This is a genomic window from Halomonas sp. (assembly GCF_052095695.1).
Classification (GTDB): domain Bacteria; phylum Pseudomonadota; class Gammaproteobacteria; order Pseudomonadales; family Halomonadaceae; genus Vreelandella.
Genome location: NZ_JBQDLQ010000013.1, coordinates 41,073 through 58,768, shown reverse-complemented (window position 1 = coordinate 58,768; position 17,696 = coordinate 41,073). Strand labels below are relative to the sequence as shown.

Sequence of the window (17,696 nt, the reverse complement as noted above, 5' to 3'; positions counted from 1 at the left end):
TCGATCACGGACATCACCTTATAAATTTTCAGTTACCCCCATTTTTCCACAAGGGTGACAAGCGTATCAATACATTATAACGCCATGCGGTGAATGCTTATGCTGCGCGGGTGGGAAAGCCTAGGCGACTCTGCGATAATTCGCCCCTTTGTAGACCAATACCAAGCACTTATAACCACTGATTAAAAAGGGTGAGCATCGTGAGTCTGGCCATTTTCGATTTGGATAATACGCTGCTATCCACCGACAGCGATCATGCGTGGGGTGAGTTTTTACTCGAACAAGGCGCCGTTGACCCCATTGCTTATCGCGAAGCCAATGAACGTTTTATGGCCGACTACAATGCGGGCAAGCTGGATATGGCGGCCTTTTTAGAAGTGGCACTTAAACCGCTGGCCGACAATTTGCCCGAACAACTGGCTGCTTGGCATCAGCAGTTTATGGTGAGCAAAATTGAGCCACATATTTTACCCAAAGCAGAGGAGCTGCTGGCGCGCCACCGCACCCAAGGCGATACACTGTTGATCATTACCGCTACCAACCGCTTTATTACTGCGCCAATCGCCGAGCGCCTGGGTGTGGATAACTTGATCGCCGTGAACCCTGAAGTAAAAGAGGGCCGCTACACCGGGCGCGTTTCCGGCATTCCCAGCTTTCGTGAAGGCAAGGTGACTCGCTTAAATCAGTGGCTTGAACAGCAGGATCTTTCGATGGACGGCGCTTGGTTTTACAGTGATTCACACAATGACCTGCCGTTACTGGAAAAAGTCGACCACCCTGTCGCGGTAGACCCCGACGACACCCTGCGCCAAGTGGCAGAAGAACGCCAATGGCGAATTATGAGTTTGCGGGATTAATATCAGCAGCCGGTAATGACGAGGAGTCATTAGCCAGCCAAGCGTTGGCTCAGCAGTAAATACTAATAAAAAAACCCCACAAGCATGGCTTACGGGGTTCACGTAACTTGCGCTTATATATAAGCGGCAGTTAACGGGTCTAGCCGAGCAGGTGCTCAACCGCTGCACGCTCTTCGCGCAGTTCTTTCTCGCTCGCTTTCATCTTCTCTTGACTGAATGCGTCCAGCTCAAAGCCTTGAACGATTTCATACTTACCACCCTGGCAGCGCACGGGGTAGGAGTAGATGATACCTTCCTCGATGCCGTAGCTGCCGTCAGAAGGAATCGCCATGCTGACGATACCTTTAGAGCCCAGCGCCCAGTCATGCATATGGTCGATGGCTGAAGAAGCGGCAGAGGCGGCAGAAGAGGCGCCACGTGCTTTGATGATCGCCGCGCCGCGCTGTTGCACGGTGGGGATAAAGTCGTTTTCGTACCAGTCACGCTCAACCAAATCAGATGCCGCTTTACCATCAACCTTGCACTGGGCAATGTCAGGGTATTGGGTGGCACTGTGGTTGCCCCAGATGATCATGTTTTCAACATCTGTCACGTGCTTGCCGGTTTTCTGTGCCAGCTGGGTCAGAGCGCGGTTGTGATCCAAACGCGTCATCGCGGTGAACTGACCGGCATTGAGATCCGGCGCGTTGCAAGAAGCAATCAGCGCGTTAGTGTTGGCGGGGTTACCCACCACCAGCACTTTAACGTCACGGCTAGCGTGGTCGTTCAGGGCTTTACCCTGGACAGAGAAGATCGCTGCGTTGGCTTCCAGCAGGTCTTTACGCTCCATGCCTGGGCCACGCGGACGTGCGCCAACCAGCAGAGAGAAATCGGCGTCTTTAAACGCGACGTTCGGGTCATCGGTCGCAACGATGTCTTTCACCAGCGGGAAGGCACAGTCGTTAACCTCCATGACCACACCGTTTAGAGCGTCCATTGCCTGAGGAATTTCCAGAAGCTGGAGAATGACAGGCTGATCCGGCCCCAGCATGTCGCCAGCGGCGATGCGGAAAATAAGAGAGTAGCTGATCTGGCCGGCACCGCCGGTAATCGCAATACGTACTGGATCTTTCATCATTGCTCCTTGATTGGTTCGCCTAGGGATGGTTCTCGCCTGAGGAGTGGTTCAACAGAACTCAAGACGCCAAGATGGTATGCCCAGCCGGGCAAAAACTCAATCAGACATGAGACTAGTCGTCAGCTTCGCACCCGCTTGCTACTCGCTGAAAAGGTCTAGTTGCGCTATGGTGTCTCCGGCTTTACGCCCCCTTTTTTGTATTGCTAAGGACATGGACGCCCCATGCGAAGAATTCCTTTCTCTTATGCTTTGGCTAGCCTGCTGGTGTTGGCGCTGGTGATATGGCTCGCTTTTGGTAATTTCCAAGGTTTTCAAATCACACCTCCAGATGCGGCTCCTCGCAGTGATGTGGACTCTCGGGTTGAAATTGTCGTGCAGCAGAGCACGCCGTTCATTCCTCAGCAAATCATTCAAGGCCAGCTGAGCGCCGAACGTGAAACCACCTTGCGTGCGAATGTGGCGGGCTTTGTCATGGAAAAACCGGTTACCCAAGGCAGCCGCGTTGAGGCTGGCGATACGCTGTTAGTGCTGGATAACGACGCCCTGCCCGAGCGACTTCAGCAGGCGCGTGATGAGTTGGCCGTCGCCCAAGCGGAGTATGCCGGCGCACGCAGCTTACGTGAGCGACAGCTTATTTCACAGCCAGAGCTTCTGCGGTTGCAAAGCGCCATGAGCGCAAGCGCAGCCTCGGTGGCTCAGTTGCAGAAGCAATCGGATGATAGCCGCCCCACCGCGCCATTTGATGGCGTGCTCAACCGCATCCAGGTTGAGCTAGGCGATTTGCTGCAGCCCGGTGAGGAGTGGGCTCAACTGGTCGACGACCGCCGTTTAAAGGGTGTTGCCTGGGTTTCGCAACAACAAGTGGGAGATTTATCCATGGGCATGCCGGTCACCGCCCGGCTGCTCAACGGCGATCATCTAGAGGGAGAATTGACCTTCATTAGCCACCGCGCCGAGGAAGCCACACGCAGCTTTTATATTGAAGCCACGTTGGATAACCCCGCCGGTAAGCGCCTAGCGGGTGGTAGTGCGGAGCTAACGATTACCCTGCCACCTCGCCAAGTTCATACTCTTTCACCTGCGCTGCTTAGCTTGAATAGCGAGGGACAGCTGGCGGTTAAACATCTGGATGACAACGATCAGGTGCATCAGACAACCGTTGAGATAATCAGCGCGGATATTCAGCGTGCTTACGTCACTGGCCTGCCTGATCCACTGCGGTTGATTACCTTAGGTGCTGGCATGGTAGATATTGGTCAAACGGTCGTCCCCGTCACCGCTGATGAGATGACTGCTTCGTCACCATCCTTACAGCACTCGTTAGAACGCTCTTCAGGCCAGCCCGCACAGGATAGCGTTAATGCATCAGCTGATTAGTGCGGCATTAGCCCACACTCGTACAACATTGCTGCTGTTGGTAGGTTTGCTGCTAGCGGGTATCACTGCCTGGCAAATGATTCCAAAAGAAGCCAATCCCGACGTTACGATACCGATGATTTATGTCTCGCTTTCGTTGGAGGGCGTAAGCCCAGAGGATGGCGAACGTCTGCTGATTCGTCCTATGGAGCAGGAGCTTCGAGGGATCGAGGGGTTACGCAAATTCACGGCTAAATCCAACGAGGGTCATGGCTCGATTATCCTTGAATTTGATGCTGGGTTTAATCCAGACAAGGCGCTAACTGATGTGCGTGACCGGGTGGATATTGCGCGCAGCGAACTGCCTTCTGAGGCCGATGAGCCACGTGTTTTCGAGGTCAATGTTTCCGAGTTTCCGGTGTTAACCATCGGGCTTTCAGGGCAGTTGGATACCCGCGAGCGGGTTACCATTGCCCGGCGCCTGCAGGAAGAGATCGAAGGCATCGCCGATGTGCTGGAAGTTGAGATCGCCGGTGACCGCGAAGACATGCTGGAAATCGTGGTAGACCCACTGGTACTGGAGAGCTACGGCGTCGATTTTGACGCGTTGTTTAATCAGGTATCGCGCAATAATCGTTTGGTGGCCGCCGGCAGTTTGGATACTGGTGCAGGCCGCCTGGCGTTGAAAGTCCCCGGCATTATTGAGTCCCTTGAAGATGTCATGAGCATGCCCGTCAAGGTCGAGGGCGATCAAGTGGCCACCTTTGGTGATGTGGCGTGGATTAACCCTACCTATAAAGAACCGGAAGGCTTTGCCCGGATCGATGACCAGCCAGCGGTGGTGCTGGAAATTTCCAAGCGCGCCGGGGCAAATATTATCGCCACCATTGGCGCGGTGCGTGAGCGTTTAGCGCAAGCAGATGACTTGCTTCCCGGCCAGCTGCGCTTTACGACCATTTTGGATGAGTCGACGACGGTCGAAAATATGCTCTCCGAGCTTTTAAACAACGTGTTGACCGCCGTTGTTCTGGTGCTGATTGTGATCGTCGCGGTGATGGGCTGGCGCATGGCATTACTGGTAGGCCTAACCATTCCGGGCGCTTTCTTAACCGGTATTCTCCTGGTGTGGGCGTTTGGTTTTACGCTCAATATTGTGGTGCTTTTTGCGCTGATTTTGGTGGCGGGTATGTTGGTCGACGGCGCAATTGTGGTCAGCGAACTTGCCGACCGCTATTTACGGGAGGGTCAAACGCCCCACGATGCATGGCTCAACGCTGCTTCTCGGATGAGCTGGCCAGTGATTGCCTCGACCGCTACCACCCTCGCGGTATTTATACCGCTGCTTTTCTGGCCCGGCGTGGTAGGTCAGTTTATGAAGTACCTGCCCGCCACGGTGATTTTATGCCTGCTGGCGTCGCTTGCTATGGCGCTGGTGTTTTTGCCCACCTTGGGGCGTTTGGTGACACATAACGAAGTGGCTGCAGACGATACTGACCTGGACGCTAAACATGAAGTGGCCGCGACGTCACTCGGTCGCGGCTATCGCCACTTGCTAGCCCGACTGCTCAAGCATCCTGGCTGGACGGTACTGGTCGCTGTGCTGTTGATGCTGCTGCTGTATACCGGCTATGCGCGTTTCAACCACGGCGTTGATTTTTTCCCCAACGTTGAGCCTGACAGCGCTCAAGTGCTGGTGCGAGCCCGAGGCGATTTCTCCGCGGTGGAAACCGATGCCATCGTACAGCGCGTGGAAGCGAAACTATCTGGCATGAGTGAAGTGAGAGCGCTATATGCCCGCTCCTTTGCAGTGCCCAATGAGCAAATGGGCAATGATGTTATCGGCATGCTGCAGTTTCAGTTTGTCGATTGGCATGAGCGCCGCCCTTCCCGCGCTATTTTGGCCGATATGGCTGAGCGCGCCCATGACATTCCCGGTATCACGCTGGAATTTCAGGAGCAGGAAATGGGCCCTGGCGGCGGCAAACCGATTGTGTTTGAAATCAGTGCGACTGACCCAGCCGTGGCGGATGCTGGGATTAACCAACTGCACCAGTTAATGCGTGAGCTGGGCGGTTTTGTCGATATTCAAGATGACCGCAGCCTGCCGGGGGTGGAGTGGCAGATTAATGTCGACCGTGAAGCCGCCGCACGTATGGGAACCGATATTACGACAATTGGTAGTGCGGTACAGCTGCTGACCACCGGCCTTCAGGTCGCCAGCTACCGCCCCCCTGAAGTAAGCGATGAAGTGGATATCCGTGTGCGGTTGCCGCAACACTGGCGGTCGCTTGATCAGTTAGAACGGTTGACCATCAATACTCAGCGCGGCCAGGTGCCTATTTCACACTTTGTAACGCTGACTCCAGCCCCCAAAGTGGGCACTCTTAGCCGTATTGATGGCCGCCGGGCAATTACCGTTCAGGCCGACCTGAGTCCCGGCTATCTTGCTGATGAGCGCTTGCGCGCCCTACTCGAGGCCAGTGCCGACCGGTTACCTGATGGCTTAATGATTAATGTAGCTGGCGAACAGGAAGACCAGCAGGAATCAATGCAATTCTTGGTCAGCGCGTTTTTGATTGCGATCGGCTTGATGGCGCTGATTCTGGTGACCCAGTTCAATAGCTTTTATCAAGCAGGCTTGGTGCTGTCGGCGATTGTATTTTCCACCGCAGGCGTGCTTATGGGGTTGCTGATTACCGGTCAAGCCTTCGGCATTGTGATGGTGGGCATGGGGGTGATTGCCTTGGCGGGTATTGTCGTCAATAACAATATCATTTTGATCGATACGTATAACGAGCTTCGCCGGGCTGGGCTATCACCTGGGGAGGCCGCACTGGAGGCAGGTTGTTTGCGTTTACGGCCAGTATTGTTAACGGCCATCACCACGGTACTCGGGCTAATGCCGATGGTACTGGGAATCAATGTTGACCTGTTTACCCCCGCGCTAGGCTTTAATGCGCCTTCAGCCCAATGGTGGACGCAGATGTCGAGTGCCATTGCAGGCGGCCTCACCTTCGGTACCGCGCTTACCCTGCTGCTCACACCTTGTATGCTGGTGATTGGGGGTAAGTTGAGGCGGAATCGATGAGTGGTGAGTGGTGAGTGATGAGTCGATTTTGGAGTTCGTGCGCACCCGCGGGAGCAGTGCGAAGCGGTGCCGGGGGTGGGAGCCATCATCAAGGGGCAAAAGCGCCGCGTGGCGGCGCCTATAGTTAGATGCGGGTATTAAGCGGGCGCCTGGGTATTTTGCGGGCTGTTAGCGGCATGCAGGCGCGCAATCAGCTGGTCTTCGAGCGCGAAGCGCTCCGTCAGGCCTCGGGCCAAACGGTCAATCCAGGCCGGCAAACGGGCAATATTTTGCTCGCAGCTGAGCGTAGAGCCAAAGTCAGCATCAAACTCCAACACCATTTCGGTCGACATCTCTAAGCGCTCTAATAATTTAGCCGCGATAACTAGCGCAGCCTCATCGCCAAAGGCTTGCGCCTCTTCCGAAAGCTGAGGGTAAATTTCAAAATGACCGGCGCTGATGTAATCCATCAACTGCTCACTGAAGGTATCGATAGGCGCTTTGCTCACCGCTTCTAGCTCAGCATCACACGCCTCTTTTAGCTCAATGAAGCTTATTAACAGCTGGCGACGCTGATCTAGCCAGCGGTCGATCAAGGCGTGCACGCCCCCCCAGCGCTCCAGGGCATTTTTGCAATCTTCGAGCATGGAGCTTTCTCCTTAAACTCACCGATCTAACTACCATTAGCCAGTCTAAATAACGAATAGGCTTAGAGTCGCGCCTCCACCTACCTCTGTCAATCCCAGCGGTAGGGGTTTCCTTGGTACAAAAGGTTTATTCATAATAACCCTTTCTTCTATGACCAGTAACTAGTGTTCTCATGCTATTCGTCATGGCTTGACCTTGCCTAAAATTATGCTCTCACTTTAGCGCCAGCATTGCGAGCAAAGCGGTATACAAAGTATGCCGAGCAGATAACGACACCGCTCTCTCGATAGGCTATAACATGGCCTGCTCTAATCAAGCAGCACCCAATATAGACGCAGCTTTTATTGTTCTAAACGATAGTTTTCAGCAGGATGATGTTCGTTAAAAAATACGGCAAGGGTTAATTAAAACAAGGAATTTACTATGAAACAGATAACTCGCTTCGGCCTCGGTTTGATGCTCTCTTCAAGCTTGGCGACAGCGCACGCTGATGACGTCAAAATTGGCATGATCACCACTCTTTCAGGGGGCGGCTCGCACTTAGGTGTAGATGTTCGCGATGGCTTTATGCTGGCGCTTGAACAGTCGGGCCGTGACGATGTTGAGGTCTTAATTCAAGACGACGCTAATCGCCCGGATCTCGCGCGCAGCTTAGCCAATGAGTTTATGCAGCGTGATGAAGTCGACATTCTGACCGGTATTATCTGGTCTAATTTGGCAATGGCCGTGGTTCCCGCCGTCGTGCGCCAGGGCACCTTCTATCTTTCCCCCAACGCCGGCCCTTCCGATTTAGCGGGGCGCATGTGCCACGAGAACTACTTCAACGTGGCCTATCAGAACGACAATTTGCACGGTGCGATGGGCGCTTACATGCGCGAACAAGGCTACGAGCGGCCAATCGTCATGGCGCCTAACTACCCGGCAGGCACCGATGCGTTAGCAGGCTTTAAGCATCTTTATGAAGGTGAGGTTGTCGACGAGCTTTACACCCAGATGGGCCAAACCGACTACGCCGCTGAAATTGCCCAAATTCGTGCCAGCGATGCCGACAGCCTTTTCTTCTTCTTACCCGGCGGAATGGGCATTTCGTTTATGAAGCAATGGGAAGGCTCTGGCGTCGACATGCCGATCTTTGGCGCGGCGTTCTCGTTTGATGAAATCCTAATCAAAGCGGTAGGCAGTGCGGCGATTGGTGCACGCAATACGTCACTGTGGGCTTACGATTTAGAGAATGACGCCAATGAGCGCTTTGTTGAAGGCTTCCGAGAAGCCTATGACCGCACGCCGACGCTCTACGCAGCCCAAGGGTATGACACGGCTAATCTAATCCTTAGCGCGCTTGAGATCGCTCATCCTGATGATAAAGACGCCTTCCGCGAAGCGCTGCGCGCAGCAGACTTTGACAGCGTGCGCGGAGATTTCCGCTTTGGCCCTAACCAACATCCGATCCAAGACATTTACGTTCGCGAAGTCGTAGAAGGTGGCGATGGTCAGCCCACCAATCGCTTGCTGGGTATCGCCATTGAAGATATTCAAGACGTCTATTTTGAAGAGTGCCAGATGTAATATCGCCGCGGCTGGGTGCTATCGCCCAGCCTTTACTCTCTTCCTTCGCAAAGGTTAACTAACGTGTCCATGACACTGCTAATCGAGCAAATACTCAACGGCGTACAGCTTGGCACGATGCTGTTTCTGATGGCCAGCGGCCTGACGCTGGTATTCGGGGTGATGGGGCTGATCAATCTCGCCCACGGTTCCTTTTACATGGTGGGCGCCTACGCCACTGCGGCGGTGACGGCGTCAACGGGCTCTTTTCTGATGGGGCTGGCAGCGGGCATGACGGCTGCGGCCTTGGTCGGAGCGCTGGTTGAACTGCTGGTCATACGCAGGCTTTATCATCGCTCTCACCTCGACCAAGTATTGGCAACGTTTGCGCTCATTTTGATTTTTTCGGAAGGGACACGCTGGATTTTCGGCTCGTCGCCCATGCGGCTAAGCCCGCCTTCCTGGCTAACCGGCTTTATCACCCTGCCGGGCGACACCCGCTACCCGCTTTATCGGCTAATGCTGATTGGCGTCGGCATTGTTATTTCAATCGCGCTTTACTTTCTGATCTCTAAAACACGCTTGGGCATGCGCATTCGAGCCGGTGAAAGCGACCGCGAAATGATTGGGGCACTCGGCGTGAATATTTCCAAGCTGTATACCGTCGTGTTTGCCTTAGGCGCCGCGCTAGCGGGGTTAGCCGGCGCCCTGGTGGGCGCGCTGCAGTCGGTACAAGTGGGCATGGGTGAGCCGGTGCTTATTCTGGCCTTTGTGGTCATCGTGATAGGTGGTATCGGCTCGATAAAAGGCGCGCTACTCGGTGCGCTGTTAGTCGGGCTTGTCGATACATTAGGGCGCGTCTATTTACCGATTTTCTTCCGCGCGTTCATGCCACCTTCTGAGGCCAGCGGGGTTGGCGCGGCGCTAGCGGCAATGCTGATCTATATCCTGATGGCCGTGATACTCGCCTTCAAGCCAAAAGGGCTGTTTGCCGCCCATGACTAATAACATTCCTACGTCTGACGGATTGTCTATGGCTAACAGCGCTCGTGCTGCTATGCCCAAGCACTCCTCCTCAGGCGCTGCGCCAGCTAATCAGGCAGACAGCCACTTTGGCCGTAAAGGGCTGGTGCAAATTGCGCTGCTTGGGCTGCTGCTGTTACTGCCCGTGACGGCGTATTTTTTTGGCCACCTTTATTACGTTAATTTAGCTTCGCGCATCACCATTATTGCCATGGCGGCGGTCGGTCTTAATCTGGCGATTGGCTATGGCGGTATGGTCAGCTTTGGCCATGCGGCGTATTTCGGCCTGGGGGGGTATGTGGCCGGCATCAGCGCTTATCACGCCTTTGATTTCACGCCGTTTATGACTTGGCCTATGAGCATTCCGGGCAGCGATAGCTTATTAGTGGTGTGGCTAGCCGCTGCCCTGCTATGCGCGCTGCTGGCACTGGTGATCGGCGCTATATCGCTGCGTACGACCGGGGTGTACTTCATTATGATCACCCTCGCCTTTGCGCAGATGATTTACTACTTTGCTAACTCCTGGCCGACTTATGGCGGCGAAGATGGCCTGCCGATTTATATACGCAATACACTTCCCGTCGTTGATAGCGGCAACGCATTAACCTATTTTTTGATCTGCTTCACCGGGCTTGTGCTGGCGATGGCGATTACCTCTCGGTTAATGAAATCCCGCTTTGGCGCTGCCTTGACCATGGCGCGGCTTAATGATGTGCGCCTTGCTACAGCGGGCATCAGCCCCTACCCCATTCGCTTGGTGGCGTTTGTGATTTCTGCCGCCATCACCGGGCTTGCTGGCGCGCTGTATGCGGATCTGAATGGCTTTGTTAGCCCGACAATGCTCAGTTGGCACTTCTCCGGCGAGCTGATGGTAATTGTCATTTTGGGCGGTGTGGGCCGTCTTTACGGCCCGCTGGCCGGTGCAGTGCTGTTCGTAATGATGGAGACCTTCCTGGGAGGCGTCACCCAGTATTGGCAGCTTTTCCTTGGGTTAGTACTGCTGGGGGTAGTGCTATTTGCCAAGCATGGTGTGATGGGTTGGCTAGCCGGGAGGGAATGCAATGAGTGAAACCGTTCTTTCACTACAGCACCTGCATAAACGCTTTGGCGCGTTGCAGGCGACTAACGATGTCTCGCTGGATCTTCAACAAGGCGAAATCCACGCCCTGATAGGCCCCAACGGTGCAGGCAAGTCGACCTTGATCGGCCAAATCGCTGGCAATATTCGCCCGGATGAGGGCCGTGTTTTTCTAGCAGACATCGAAATCACCGGCATGAGCATTGCCCATCGCGCCCGGCAGGGGCTGGGACGCAGCTTTCAGGTTTCCTCATTGGCAGAGCCGCTCTCGGTGATGCGCAATGTGATGATGGGCGTTCAAGCGTTGCAGAGTCATAGCTTTCGTTTCTGGAAACCCGTCGCTCGGGACCGGCACCTGCTTGAACCGGCTTATGCGGCGCTAGAGCGCATGCAGCTTAGCCACCGCGCCTGGACCCCGGTATTTGAGCTTTCCCATGGTGAACGCCGTCAGGTTGAGGTGGCCTGCGCTCTGGCGCTCAAGCCCCGCGCTCTGCTGCTGGATGAACCCATGGCGGGCCTTGGGCCGGAAGGCTCGGCAAAGCTGACCGAGCTGCTTGAGGCGCTGAAGCTGGAAGTACCCATTCTGCTGATCGAACACGATATGGAAGCGGTATTTCGTTTGGCTGACCGTATTTCGGTGCTGGTCTCTGGCAGTGTTATCGCCCATGGCGACAGCCAGACGATCAAGCGAGACCCGCGCGTTCGTGAAGCGTACCTGGGAGATGCAGATGCTTAAAATTGCCGATATTGAAACCTTTTATGGCCCCTCCCAGGCACTTTTTGGTGTGAATCTTAACGTTAACACCGGTGAAATGGTGGCGTTGATGGGCCGCAACGGCATGGGTAAAACCACGACCATTCGCTCGATATTTGGCCTTACCCCAGCCCGCAACGGCACCATTGAGTTTGAATCCCAAAACCTGCGCCGCCTGCCCGCTTACCGAATCGCCAAAGCAGGACTGGGTTTGGTACCGGAAGGACGCCGCTGCTTCCCCAACCTATCGGTACGCGAAAACCTACTGGTCACGGCTCGCCCGGGCGAGTGGACACTGCAGAAAGTAGAAACGCTATTTCCGCGCTTGAAAGAGCGCCGGGCACAAATGGCCAAAACCCTTTCTGGCGGTGAACAGCAAATGCTGGCGATTGGCCGAGCGCTGATGACTAACCCGCGCCTACTGGTACTTGATGAGGCTACTGAAGGTTTAGCACCGGTCATTCGCCAGGAGATTTGGCGGGCCATTCGGCTGTTTAAGGAACAGGGCCAATCCACGCTGCTGGTGGATAAGTCGTTGAGTGAACTTCTACCTATTGCTGATCGATGCACCATCCTAGAGAAAGGCTGCACGGTGTGGGACGGCAAACCCGCCATGCTGGACAGCACCATTCGTGACCGTTACCTGGGTGTCTAGGTGTGAAACCCTTTAATCCACTCAACGAAACAACCATCGTTAAGATAGTGCTCAAGAATCGTGAAGTGATCCACATTGGGAACTAGCTGCTGGGTAACGTGCTGACCTTGCTGGCTCAAATGCTCGCTATAGTCGCTCATTTGGTCTTGAAATCCATCCAACTCCAGCTCACCTGCCACGAGTTGCATAGGCGCAGGCACCCGACACGCTAGCCCTAAAGGGCTGAATTCATGCACATCACGACCCGTCAGTTGAAGCTTAGGCTGCAGCCACGACCACGGAAACGGCCGCAGGTCGTATAAACCGCTGACACAAAGCGCGCCACGAATCAGCTCGTTCGGCAAGCCAAAGGTGCCCTGCCAGTCGGTCGACATCAGCATGGCGCACAGGTGACCGCCCGCTGAGTGCCCAGAAATACTTAGCTGATCTGGGTCAACGTCCAGCTCGTTGGCCTGACGAGCAACGTAGGCCACCGCGGCCTGACTCTGCCGCACCAACTCGCTAAAGCGCACCTGAGGGCACAGCGCATAGTTGACCACCGCCACCGTGATCCCGAATTTAACAAGATCATCGACAATAAAGCTAAATTCTCGATGACTGAGTGAGCGCCAGTAACCGCCGTGGAAAAACACATGTACGGGCGCTTTAGGGCTATCGGCATGGAAGATATCCATACGTTCAGCAAGCGAAGGGCCATAAGCAAGATCCAAGGTGACGCGATGGTTTTCCCGCGACGCCTCGCTACGCTTGCGCCAATCATTTACCAACATCATCGGGTCACGACCCAGCATCGGGTCATAGGCACGATCAATCTCTTCTTGGCTGGCAAAGTGTTTATAAAGCACGCCGCATTCCTTGTCACACAACCTTGTCACACAGCCTTAACGTTGACGCACGGCTAGCACTAGCATGCGCAGCCCGGCGATCGCCAAAATGGCAAAGCCGATTAACGTCCAGGCAGGTAGTGAAAGCCCTAGCAACGAGAAATCGATATTGGCACACTCACCCGAGCTATTTAGCACCATTGACACGACGTCACGCATGGGCAGTATATCCATCATGTACTCAAGCCCAGGCCCGCATGAAGGAACCTCGTCGGCAGGCAGCGACTGTAGCCACACGTGGCGCCCGGCGACAAAGACACCGGCTCCGACGGCTGCCAGCGACAGAAGCCCGTAAATGACTTTGCCGACGCGGCCTGCAGGGTTATGTATGGCGGCAATGGCGAACACGATACCAGCCGCAATTACCGCTACGCGCTGAAAAATACACAGCGGGCAGGGTTCATAACCGCCGATATGCTCAAGGCCAAGAGCGACCGCCATCATCAATACGCAGAAAGCTAAACCGGCCAGGGCTATTGAACGAAAAGAGTGCAGGATCATTGATGAGCCTCAGAAGGTAGCGCCGATAAAGCACGGGATTCGCGTGCTTTAGTAAAGTAAACCTGAAGAAACTCAGAGAAAGTTTCTTGGTCAGCGGCTTCAATATCATGCTGCTGCTGGTGCGACGTTTCAATTAGCTGGGCTAATAACGCCTCACGACAGCGCTGCATCGGCGCAGCCTTGAGCTGCTCCGCCTGCTCTTGAGCCAGACTCAGCATCAAATCACTTAACGAGCCGCCGTTTTCCTTCAGCCGTTCAAGCACCTGAGCAGAAGGCGTTAGTGAGGGGTCGCTCAGCCTTGGCGCAAGGCTCGCTAATGCCTCTGCGTGAGGTGCGCCTTCTTCTACACCGTCAAGCAGGCGGGCCACTTCGTCCATTTCCGCAAAGATCTGTTCGCCCCACTCGCTCACCGAAGTGGGCTTACCATGATTAAATAGCTTAAGTTCAGGATCGCGACCGCGCTCGACGACCCAACGACGATTGTCGTCTAAGCGGTCACATTCCTCGTCGGAAATCCACGGGCTGTCGCTGAGCAGGCACCACATCAAGAACGTGTCCACAAAGCGCATTTGGACTTCATTCACGCCAAGCGGATCGAAGGGATTGAGATCTAAGCAGCGCACTTCGATGTATTCCACGCCGCGGGCTTCCAGCGCCTGACTTGGCGTTTCGTTGTGCTTAGCGACACGCTTGGGACGAATATCGCTGTAATATTCGTTCTCGATTTGTAAAATGTTAGCGTTTAACTGGCGCCACTCACCATCTACGTTAACACCCATGGTTTCATAGTCAGGCCATGGCGATGAGATCGCGTGACGCAGCGTATTGACGTAATTCGACAGCGAGTTAAAACAGATTTTAAGCTGCGACTGTACCTTGTTTTGATAGCCTAGATCCGACATGCGTAGCGTCGTCGCATAAGGCGCGAAGTAGGTGTCGTCACTGAGCGACTGCAGCTTTTCAGGCACTTTTTTGTCGTCAGGCAAAAAGCTCTTATCGATAGCCGGTGAGGCACCAAACAGATAAAGCAGCAGCCAGCTATGGCGGCGGAAATGACGAATCATGCCGAAATAGCGTGTAGAGCGATAATCGTTGAAAGGGATATTGGTGGCTTTTTCCATTTCACGCAGGGCGTGCCACATATCATCCGGCAACGACACGTTGTAATGAACGCCCGCAATCGCCTGCATGATGCGCCCATAGCGCATGTCTAACCCTTTGCGGTAAACATGCTTCATGGTGCCAACATTGGAGCTGCCGTAGTCGGCAATCGGCACACTGTCGTTGCCAGACAGCCTAGACGGCATGCTACCAGGCCAAATCCACTCATTTTCTAAGTGATGATAGGTAAATGTATGCAGATCAGATAAAAAGCACAGCGCCTCACCCGGCTGTGAGTAAACCGGCGTAATGTACTCAAGCAGCGACTCGGAGTAGTCGGTGGTGATATGAGGGTGGGTTAACTTAGATCCCAGCGCGTGCGGATGCGGGGTTTGCGCAATATGGCCATTGGCGTCAACTCGCAACCCTTCTTTTTCAAGCCCACGACGCAGGCGGCCCAACCGGCCAAGGCGCGCACTGGGAAGCAGGCGTTCAACTTGCGCAGTCAGCGCGGATGGCACAGTGAGTGGTTCAGTCAAGGTGAACACTCCTTGTCAGTAAAGCCCGCCGACGGCGGGCCTTGGTGAAATCAGATGACATCGTCAGCATCTCTGCTTAGCGCAGTAAAAGGCAGGATATGGCGGCAACCATGTTTTTTTCAAGGCATAGTTTTTCAAGGCGCGCGATACGTTACCGCCGCCTATGACTATTTTTCGCCACGCGCTTTTAACAAAGCGGCGCCAAGCGCACCCATAGGTGCCGCCTGCTCAGAGGGCTTCGAAGCACTACGCTGCCCCCGCGCAGGCTTTCGCTGTGCGTTATGCGGGTCAGTGCCGTTGTTGACACCGTTTTCAGCCTCAGGCTGATCATCCAAGCGCATGGAAAGCCCTACTCGCTTACGCGCAATATCAACGCTCATTACTTTAACCGTCACGATATCCCCTGCCTTTACAACGCTGCGCGGATCGTCGACAAACCGGTCTGATAACGCCGAGATGTGCACCAGGCCATCCTGATGGACGCCAATATCAACAAACGCACCAAAGTGCGTGACGTTGGTCACGGTACCTTCAAGCACCATGGCGAGCTTGACATCTTTCAGTGTTTCAACCCCCTCACGAAACTCGGCGGCTTTGAACTCAGGGCGCGGGTCGCGGCCGGGTTTATCCAGCTCTTTAAGAATATCGCTGACCGTAGGTACACCAAAACGCTCATCGGCAAAGTCGGCAGGTTTGAACGCTTTTAGCGCCGCACTATCGCCAATCAAGCCTTTCACCTCACGACCATCCTGCTTAGCGATACGCTCCACCAAAGAATAGGCCTCAGGATGAACGGCACTAGCATCCAACGGGTTAGTCGCATTATGAATACGTAGAAAGCCGGCGCACTGCTCAAAAGTTTTTGCGCCTAAGCGGCTCACCTCTAATAACTCTTCACGACTTTTAAAAGCGCCTTTTACATTGCGCTGGGCAACAATATTTTCAGCCAGCGCCGCACTCAACCCAGCAACCCGTGACAGGAGCGCGCTGGAAGCGGTATTGAGATCGACACCGACCGCGTTAACGCAGTCCTCGATCACGACTTCCAGGCTACGCGAGAGCTGTACCTGAGAAACATCGTGCTGATATTGCCCCACCCCGATCGACTTGGGCTCGATTTTGACCAGCTCGGCGAGCGGGTCCTGCAGGCGACGGCCAATGGACACCGCGCCACGGATAGTGACGTCTAAATCAGGTAGTTCACGAGAGGCGTATTCAGAGGCAGAATACACCGAGGCGCCGGCTTCTGAGACCATCACTTTACTTAACCGATGCGCGGGCGCCAGCGCCTTGACCAGCTCGCCTGCCAGCTTATCGGTTTCACGGCTCGCGGTGCCGTTCCCTACAGCAATCAGTTCAACGCCATATTGTTTAATAAGCTTGGTTAGCACGCCTAACGATTCATCCCAGCGGTTCTGCGGCGCGTGAGGGTAAATAGTCGCCTGGTCAACAAACTGGCCGGTGGCATCAATCACCGCAATTTTACAGCCCGTCCGCTGGCCTGGATCAATCGCGAGCGTAATTTTCTGGCCCGCCGGTGCCGCTAGCAGCAGGTCTTTCAGGTTGGCTGCAAACACCTCGATAGCCGTTAATTCAGCGGCTTCGCGTAGGCGGCCCAGCAGCTCTGTTTCCAGTGCGGTATAAAGCTTTACGCGCCAAGTCCAACGAACAACTTCAGCGAGCCACTTATCCGCCGCACGGCCTTGATCACTAATGCCGAACTGCTTGGCAATCGTCACCTGGGCAGGATGAACCGGGGCATCGTCTTCACCAGGCAAACGAATCGACAGGCTTAAGATACCTTCGTTGCGCGCGCGGAACATTGCCAACGCACGGTGCGAAGGCGCTTTGGCCAGCTTCTCGTCGTGTTCAAAGTAGTCGGAGAACTTAGCGCCCTCCTGCTGCTTGCCCTCAAGCACGCGCGCACTAAGCTCACCCTCTTGCCACAGCCGTTCGCGTAATTGGCCAATCAGCTCAGGGTCTTCAGCAAAGCGCTCCATTAAAATCTGCTTGGCACCATCTAGCGCAGCTTTGGCATCTTCGATGGCGGGAATATCGCCTTCCGCCGGGCGTAAATAATGAGCGGCTTCGCTTTCAGGACTTAGCGTAGGATCAGCCAGCAGTGCATCCGCCAATGGCTCAAGCCCTGCTTCGCGAGCAATTTGTGCTTTGGTACGACGCTTTTTCTTAAAGGGCAGGTACAGATCTTCCAGCCGCTGCTTGGTTTCTGCGGCATCAATGCTAGCTTTCAGAGAGCCGTCCAGCTTGCCCTGCTCATCAATGGCGGCTAGCACTGCGGCGCGGCGCTCTTCCAGTTCGCGCAGGTAACGCAGGCGTTCATCTAACTGGCGCAGCTGGATATCGTCCAGCGCGCCGGTGACTTCTTTACGGTAACGGGCGATAAACGGCACAGTGGCACCGCCATCCAGTAGCTCCACCGTGGCGGATACTTGCTCGGGTCGTACGCCAAGCTCAGTGGCTAGGCGGGAAATAATACGCTGATTGACATCCATAAATTGCAACTAACTCATGCAGCATTTTTAAGTGCCAACAAGGTATCACAAACCCACC

At 54.7% G+C, this 17,696-nt stretch carries 14 protein-coding genes; 8 read left to right on the top strand and 6 right to left on the bottom strand.

Features of this window, described 5'->3' with window-relative positions; all coding sequences use genetic code 11:
- Window positions 1–200: 200 nt before the first annotated feature.
- Window positions 201–857: an HAD family hydrolase gene (locus tag ACTH5D_RS04435; protein ID WP_441668732.1), complete on the top strand. Its 657-nt coding sequence runs from the start codon at window positions 201–203 to the stop codon at window positions 855–857.
- A 139-nt stretch (window positions 858–996) separates the two neighbouring features.
- On the opposite strand, the gene ACTH5D_RS04430 is transcribed toward ACTH5D_RS04435, so the two are convergent.
- Window positions 997–1,971, bottom strand: a complete 975-nt coding sequence (locus tag ACTH5D_RS04430; protein WP_441668730.1) for a malate dehydrogenase — start codon at window positions 1,969–1,971, stop codon at window positions 997–999.
- A gap of 225 nt (window positions 1,972–2,196) precedes the next feature.
- Between ACTH5D_RS04430 and ACTH5D_RS04425 the strand changes: the two genes are divergently transcribed.
- Window positions 2,197–3,351, top strand: coding sequence for an efflux RND transporter periplasmic adaptor subunit (locus ACTH5D_RS04425; RefSeq protein ID WP_441668728.1), 1,155 nt, complete (start codon window positions 2,197–2,199; stop codon window positions 3,349–3,351).
- A complete protein-coding gene (locus ACTH5D_RS04420; protein WP_441668726.1) occupies window positions 3,335–6,418 on the top strand; it encodes an efflux RND transporter permease subunit in 3,084 nt (1,027 codons plus the stop codon). Before ACTH5D_RS04425 ends, ACTH5D_RS04420 begins: the two co-directional genes overlap by 17 nt.
- Before the next feature lie 137 nt (window positions 6,419–6,555).
- On the opposite strand, the gene rsd is transcribed toward ACTH5D_RS04420, so the two are convergent.
- The gene (rsd, locus tag ACTH5D_RS04415; RefSeq protein ID WP_441668724.1) at window positions 6,556–7,044 is read right to left on the bottom strand and encodes a sigma D regulator; all 489 of its coding nucleotides are present in this window, start codon (window positions 7,042–7,044) and stop codon (window positions 6,556–6,558) included.
- A 424-nt stretch (window positions 7,045–7,468) separates the two neighbouring features.
- Here rsd and ACTH5D_RS04410 point away from each other — a divergent pair, with 424 nt between their 5' ends.
- The 5 genes from ACTH5D_RS04410 to ACTH5D_RS04390 all read left to right on the top strand — a co-directional run bounded on the left by ACTH5D_RS04410 (window position 7,469) and on the right by ACTH5D_RS04390 (window position 12,100).
- On the top strand, window positions 7,469–8,611 hold the full coding sequence (locus tag ACTH5D_RS04410; protein ID WP_441668722.1) for an ABC transporter substrate-binding protein: 1,143 nt from the start codon (window positions 7,469–7,471) through the stop codon (window positions 8,609–8,611).
- Between the two features lie 63 nt (window positions 8,612–8,674).
- Window positions 8,675–9,595 carry a branched-chain amino acid ABC transporter permease gene (locus ACTH5D_RS04405; protein WP_441668720.1) on the top strand — a complete coding sequence of 307 codons (921 nt, stop codon included), beginning with the start codon at window positions 8,675–8,677 and terminating at the stop codon, window positions 9,593–9,595.
- Window positions 9,596–9,623: 28 nt separating this feature from the next.
- Complete coding sequence (locus ACTH5D_RS04400) at window positions 9,624–10,682, top strand: branched-chain amino acid ABC transporter permease (protein ID WP_441668718.1); 1,059 nt, start codon at window positions 9,624–9,626, stop codon at window positions 10,680–10,682.
- On the top strand, window positions 10,675–11,427 hold the full coding sequence (locus ACTH5D_RS04395) for an ABC transporter ATP-binding protein (RefSeq protein WP_441668716.1): 753 nt from the start codon (window positions 10,675–10,677) through the stop codon (window positions 11,425–11,427). Before ACTH5D_RS04400 ends, ACTH5D_RS04395 begins: the two co-directional genes overlap by 8 nt.
- Window positions 11,420–12,100 (top strand): ABC transporter ATP-binding protein, encoded by a 681-nt coding sequence (locus tag ACTH5D_RS04390; RefSeq protein ID WP_441668714.1) that lies wholly within the window; start codon window positions 11,420–11,422, stop codon window positions 12,098–12,100. Before ACTH5D_RS04395 ends, ACTH5D_RS04390 begins: the two co-directional genes overlap by 8 nt.
- Here ACTH5D_RS04390 and ACTH5D_RS04385 read toward each other — a convergent pair.
- The 4 genes from ACTH5D_RS04385 to ACTH5D_RS04370 form a co-directional block, all read right to left on the bottom strand.
- On the bottom strand, window positions 12,097–12,945 hold the full coding sequence (locus ACTH5D_RS04385; RefSeq protein WP_441668712.1) for an alpha/beta hydrolase: 849 nt from the start codon (window positions 12,943–12,945) through the stop codon (window positions 12,097–12,099). The two genes, ACTH5D_RS04390 and ACTH5D_RS04385, sit on opposite strands and share 4 nt — an antisense overlap.
- Window positions 12,946–12,981: 36 nt before the next feature.
- Window positions 12,982–13,485 carry a disulfide bond formation protein B gene (locus ACTH5D_RS04380; RefSeq protein WP_441668710.1) on the bottom strand — a complete coding sequence of 168 codons (504 nt, stop codon included), beginning with the start codon at window positions 13,483–13,485 and terminating at the stop codon, window positions 12,982–12,984.
- Window positions 13,482–15,125 carry a glutamate--cysteine ligase gene (gshA, locus tag ACTH5D_RS04375; RefSeq protein ID WP_441668708.1) on the bottom strand — a complete coding sequence of 548 codons (1,644 nt, stop codon included), beginning with the start codon at window positions 15,123–15,125 and terminating at the stop codon, window positions 13,482–13,484. Before gshA ends, ACTH5D_RS04380 begins: the two co-directional genes overlap by 4 nt.
- 167 nt (window positions 15,126–15,292) lie before the next feature.
- A complete protein-coding gene (locus tag ACTH5D_RS04370) occupies window positions 15,293–17,638 on the bottom strand; it encodes a Tex family protein (RefSeq protein WP_441668736.1) in 2,346 nt (781 codons plus the stop codon).
- Between the last annotated feature and the right edge of the window lie 58 nt (window positions 17,639–17,696).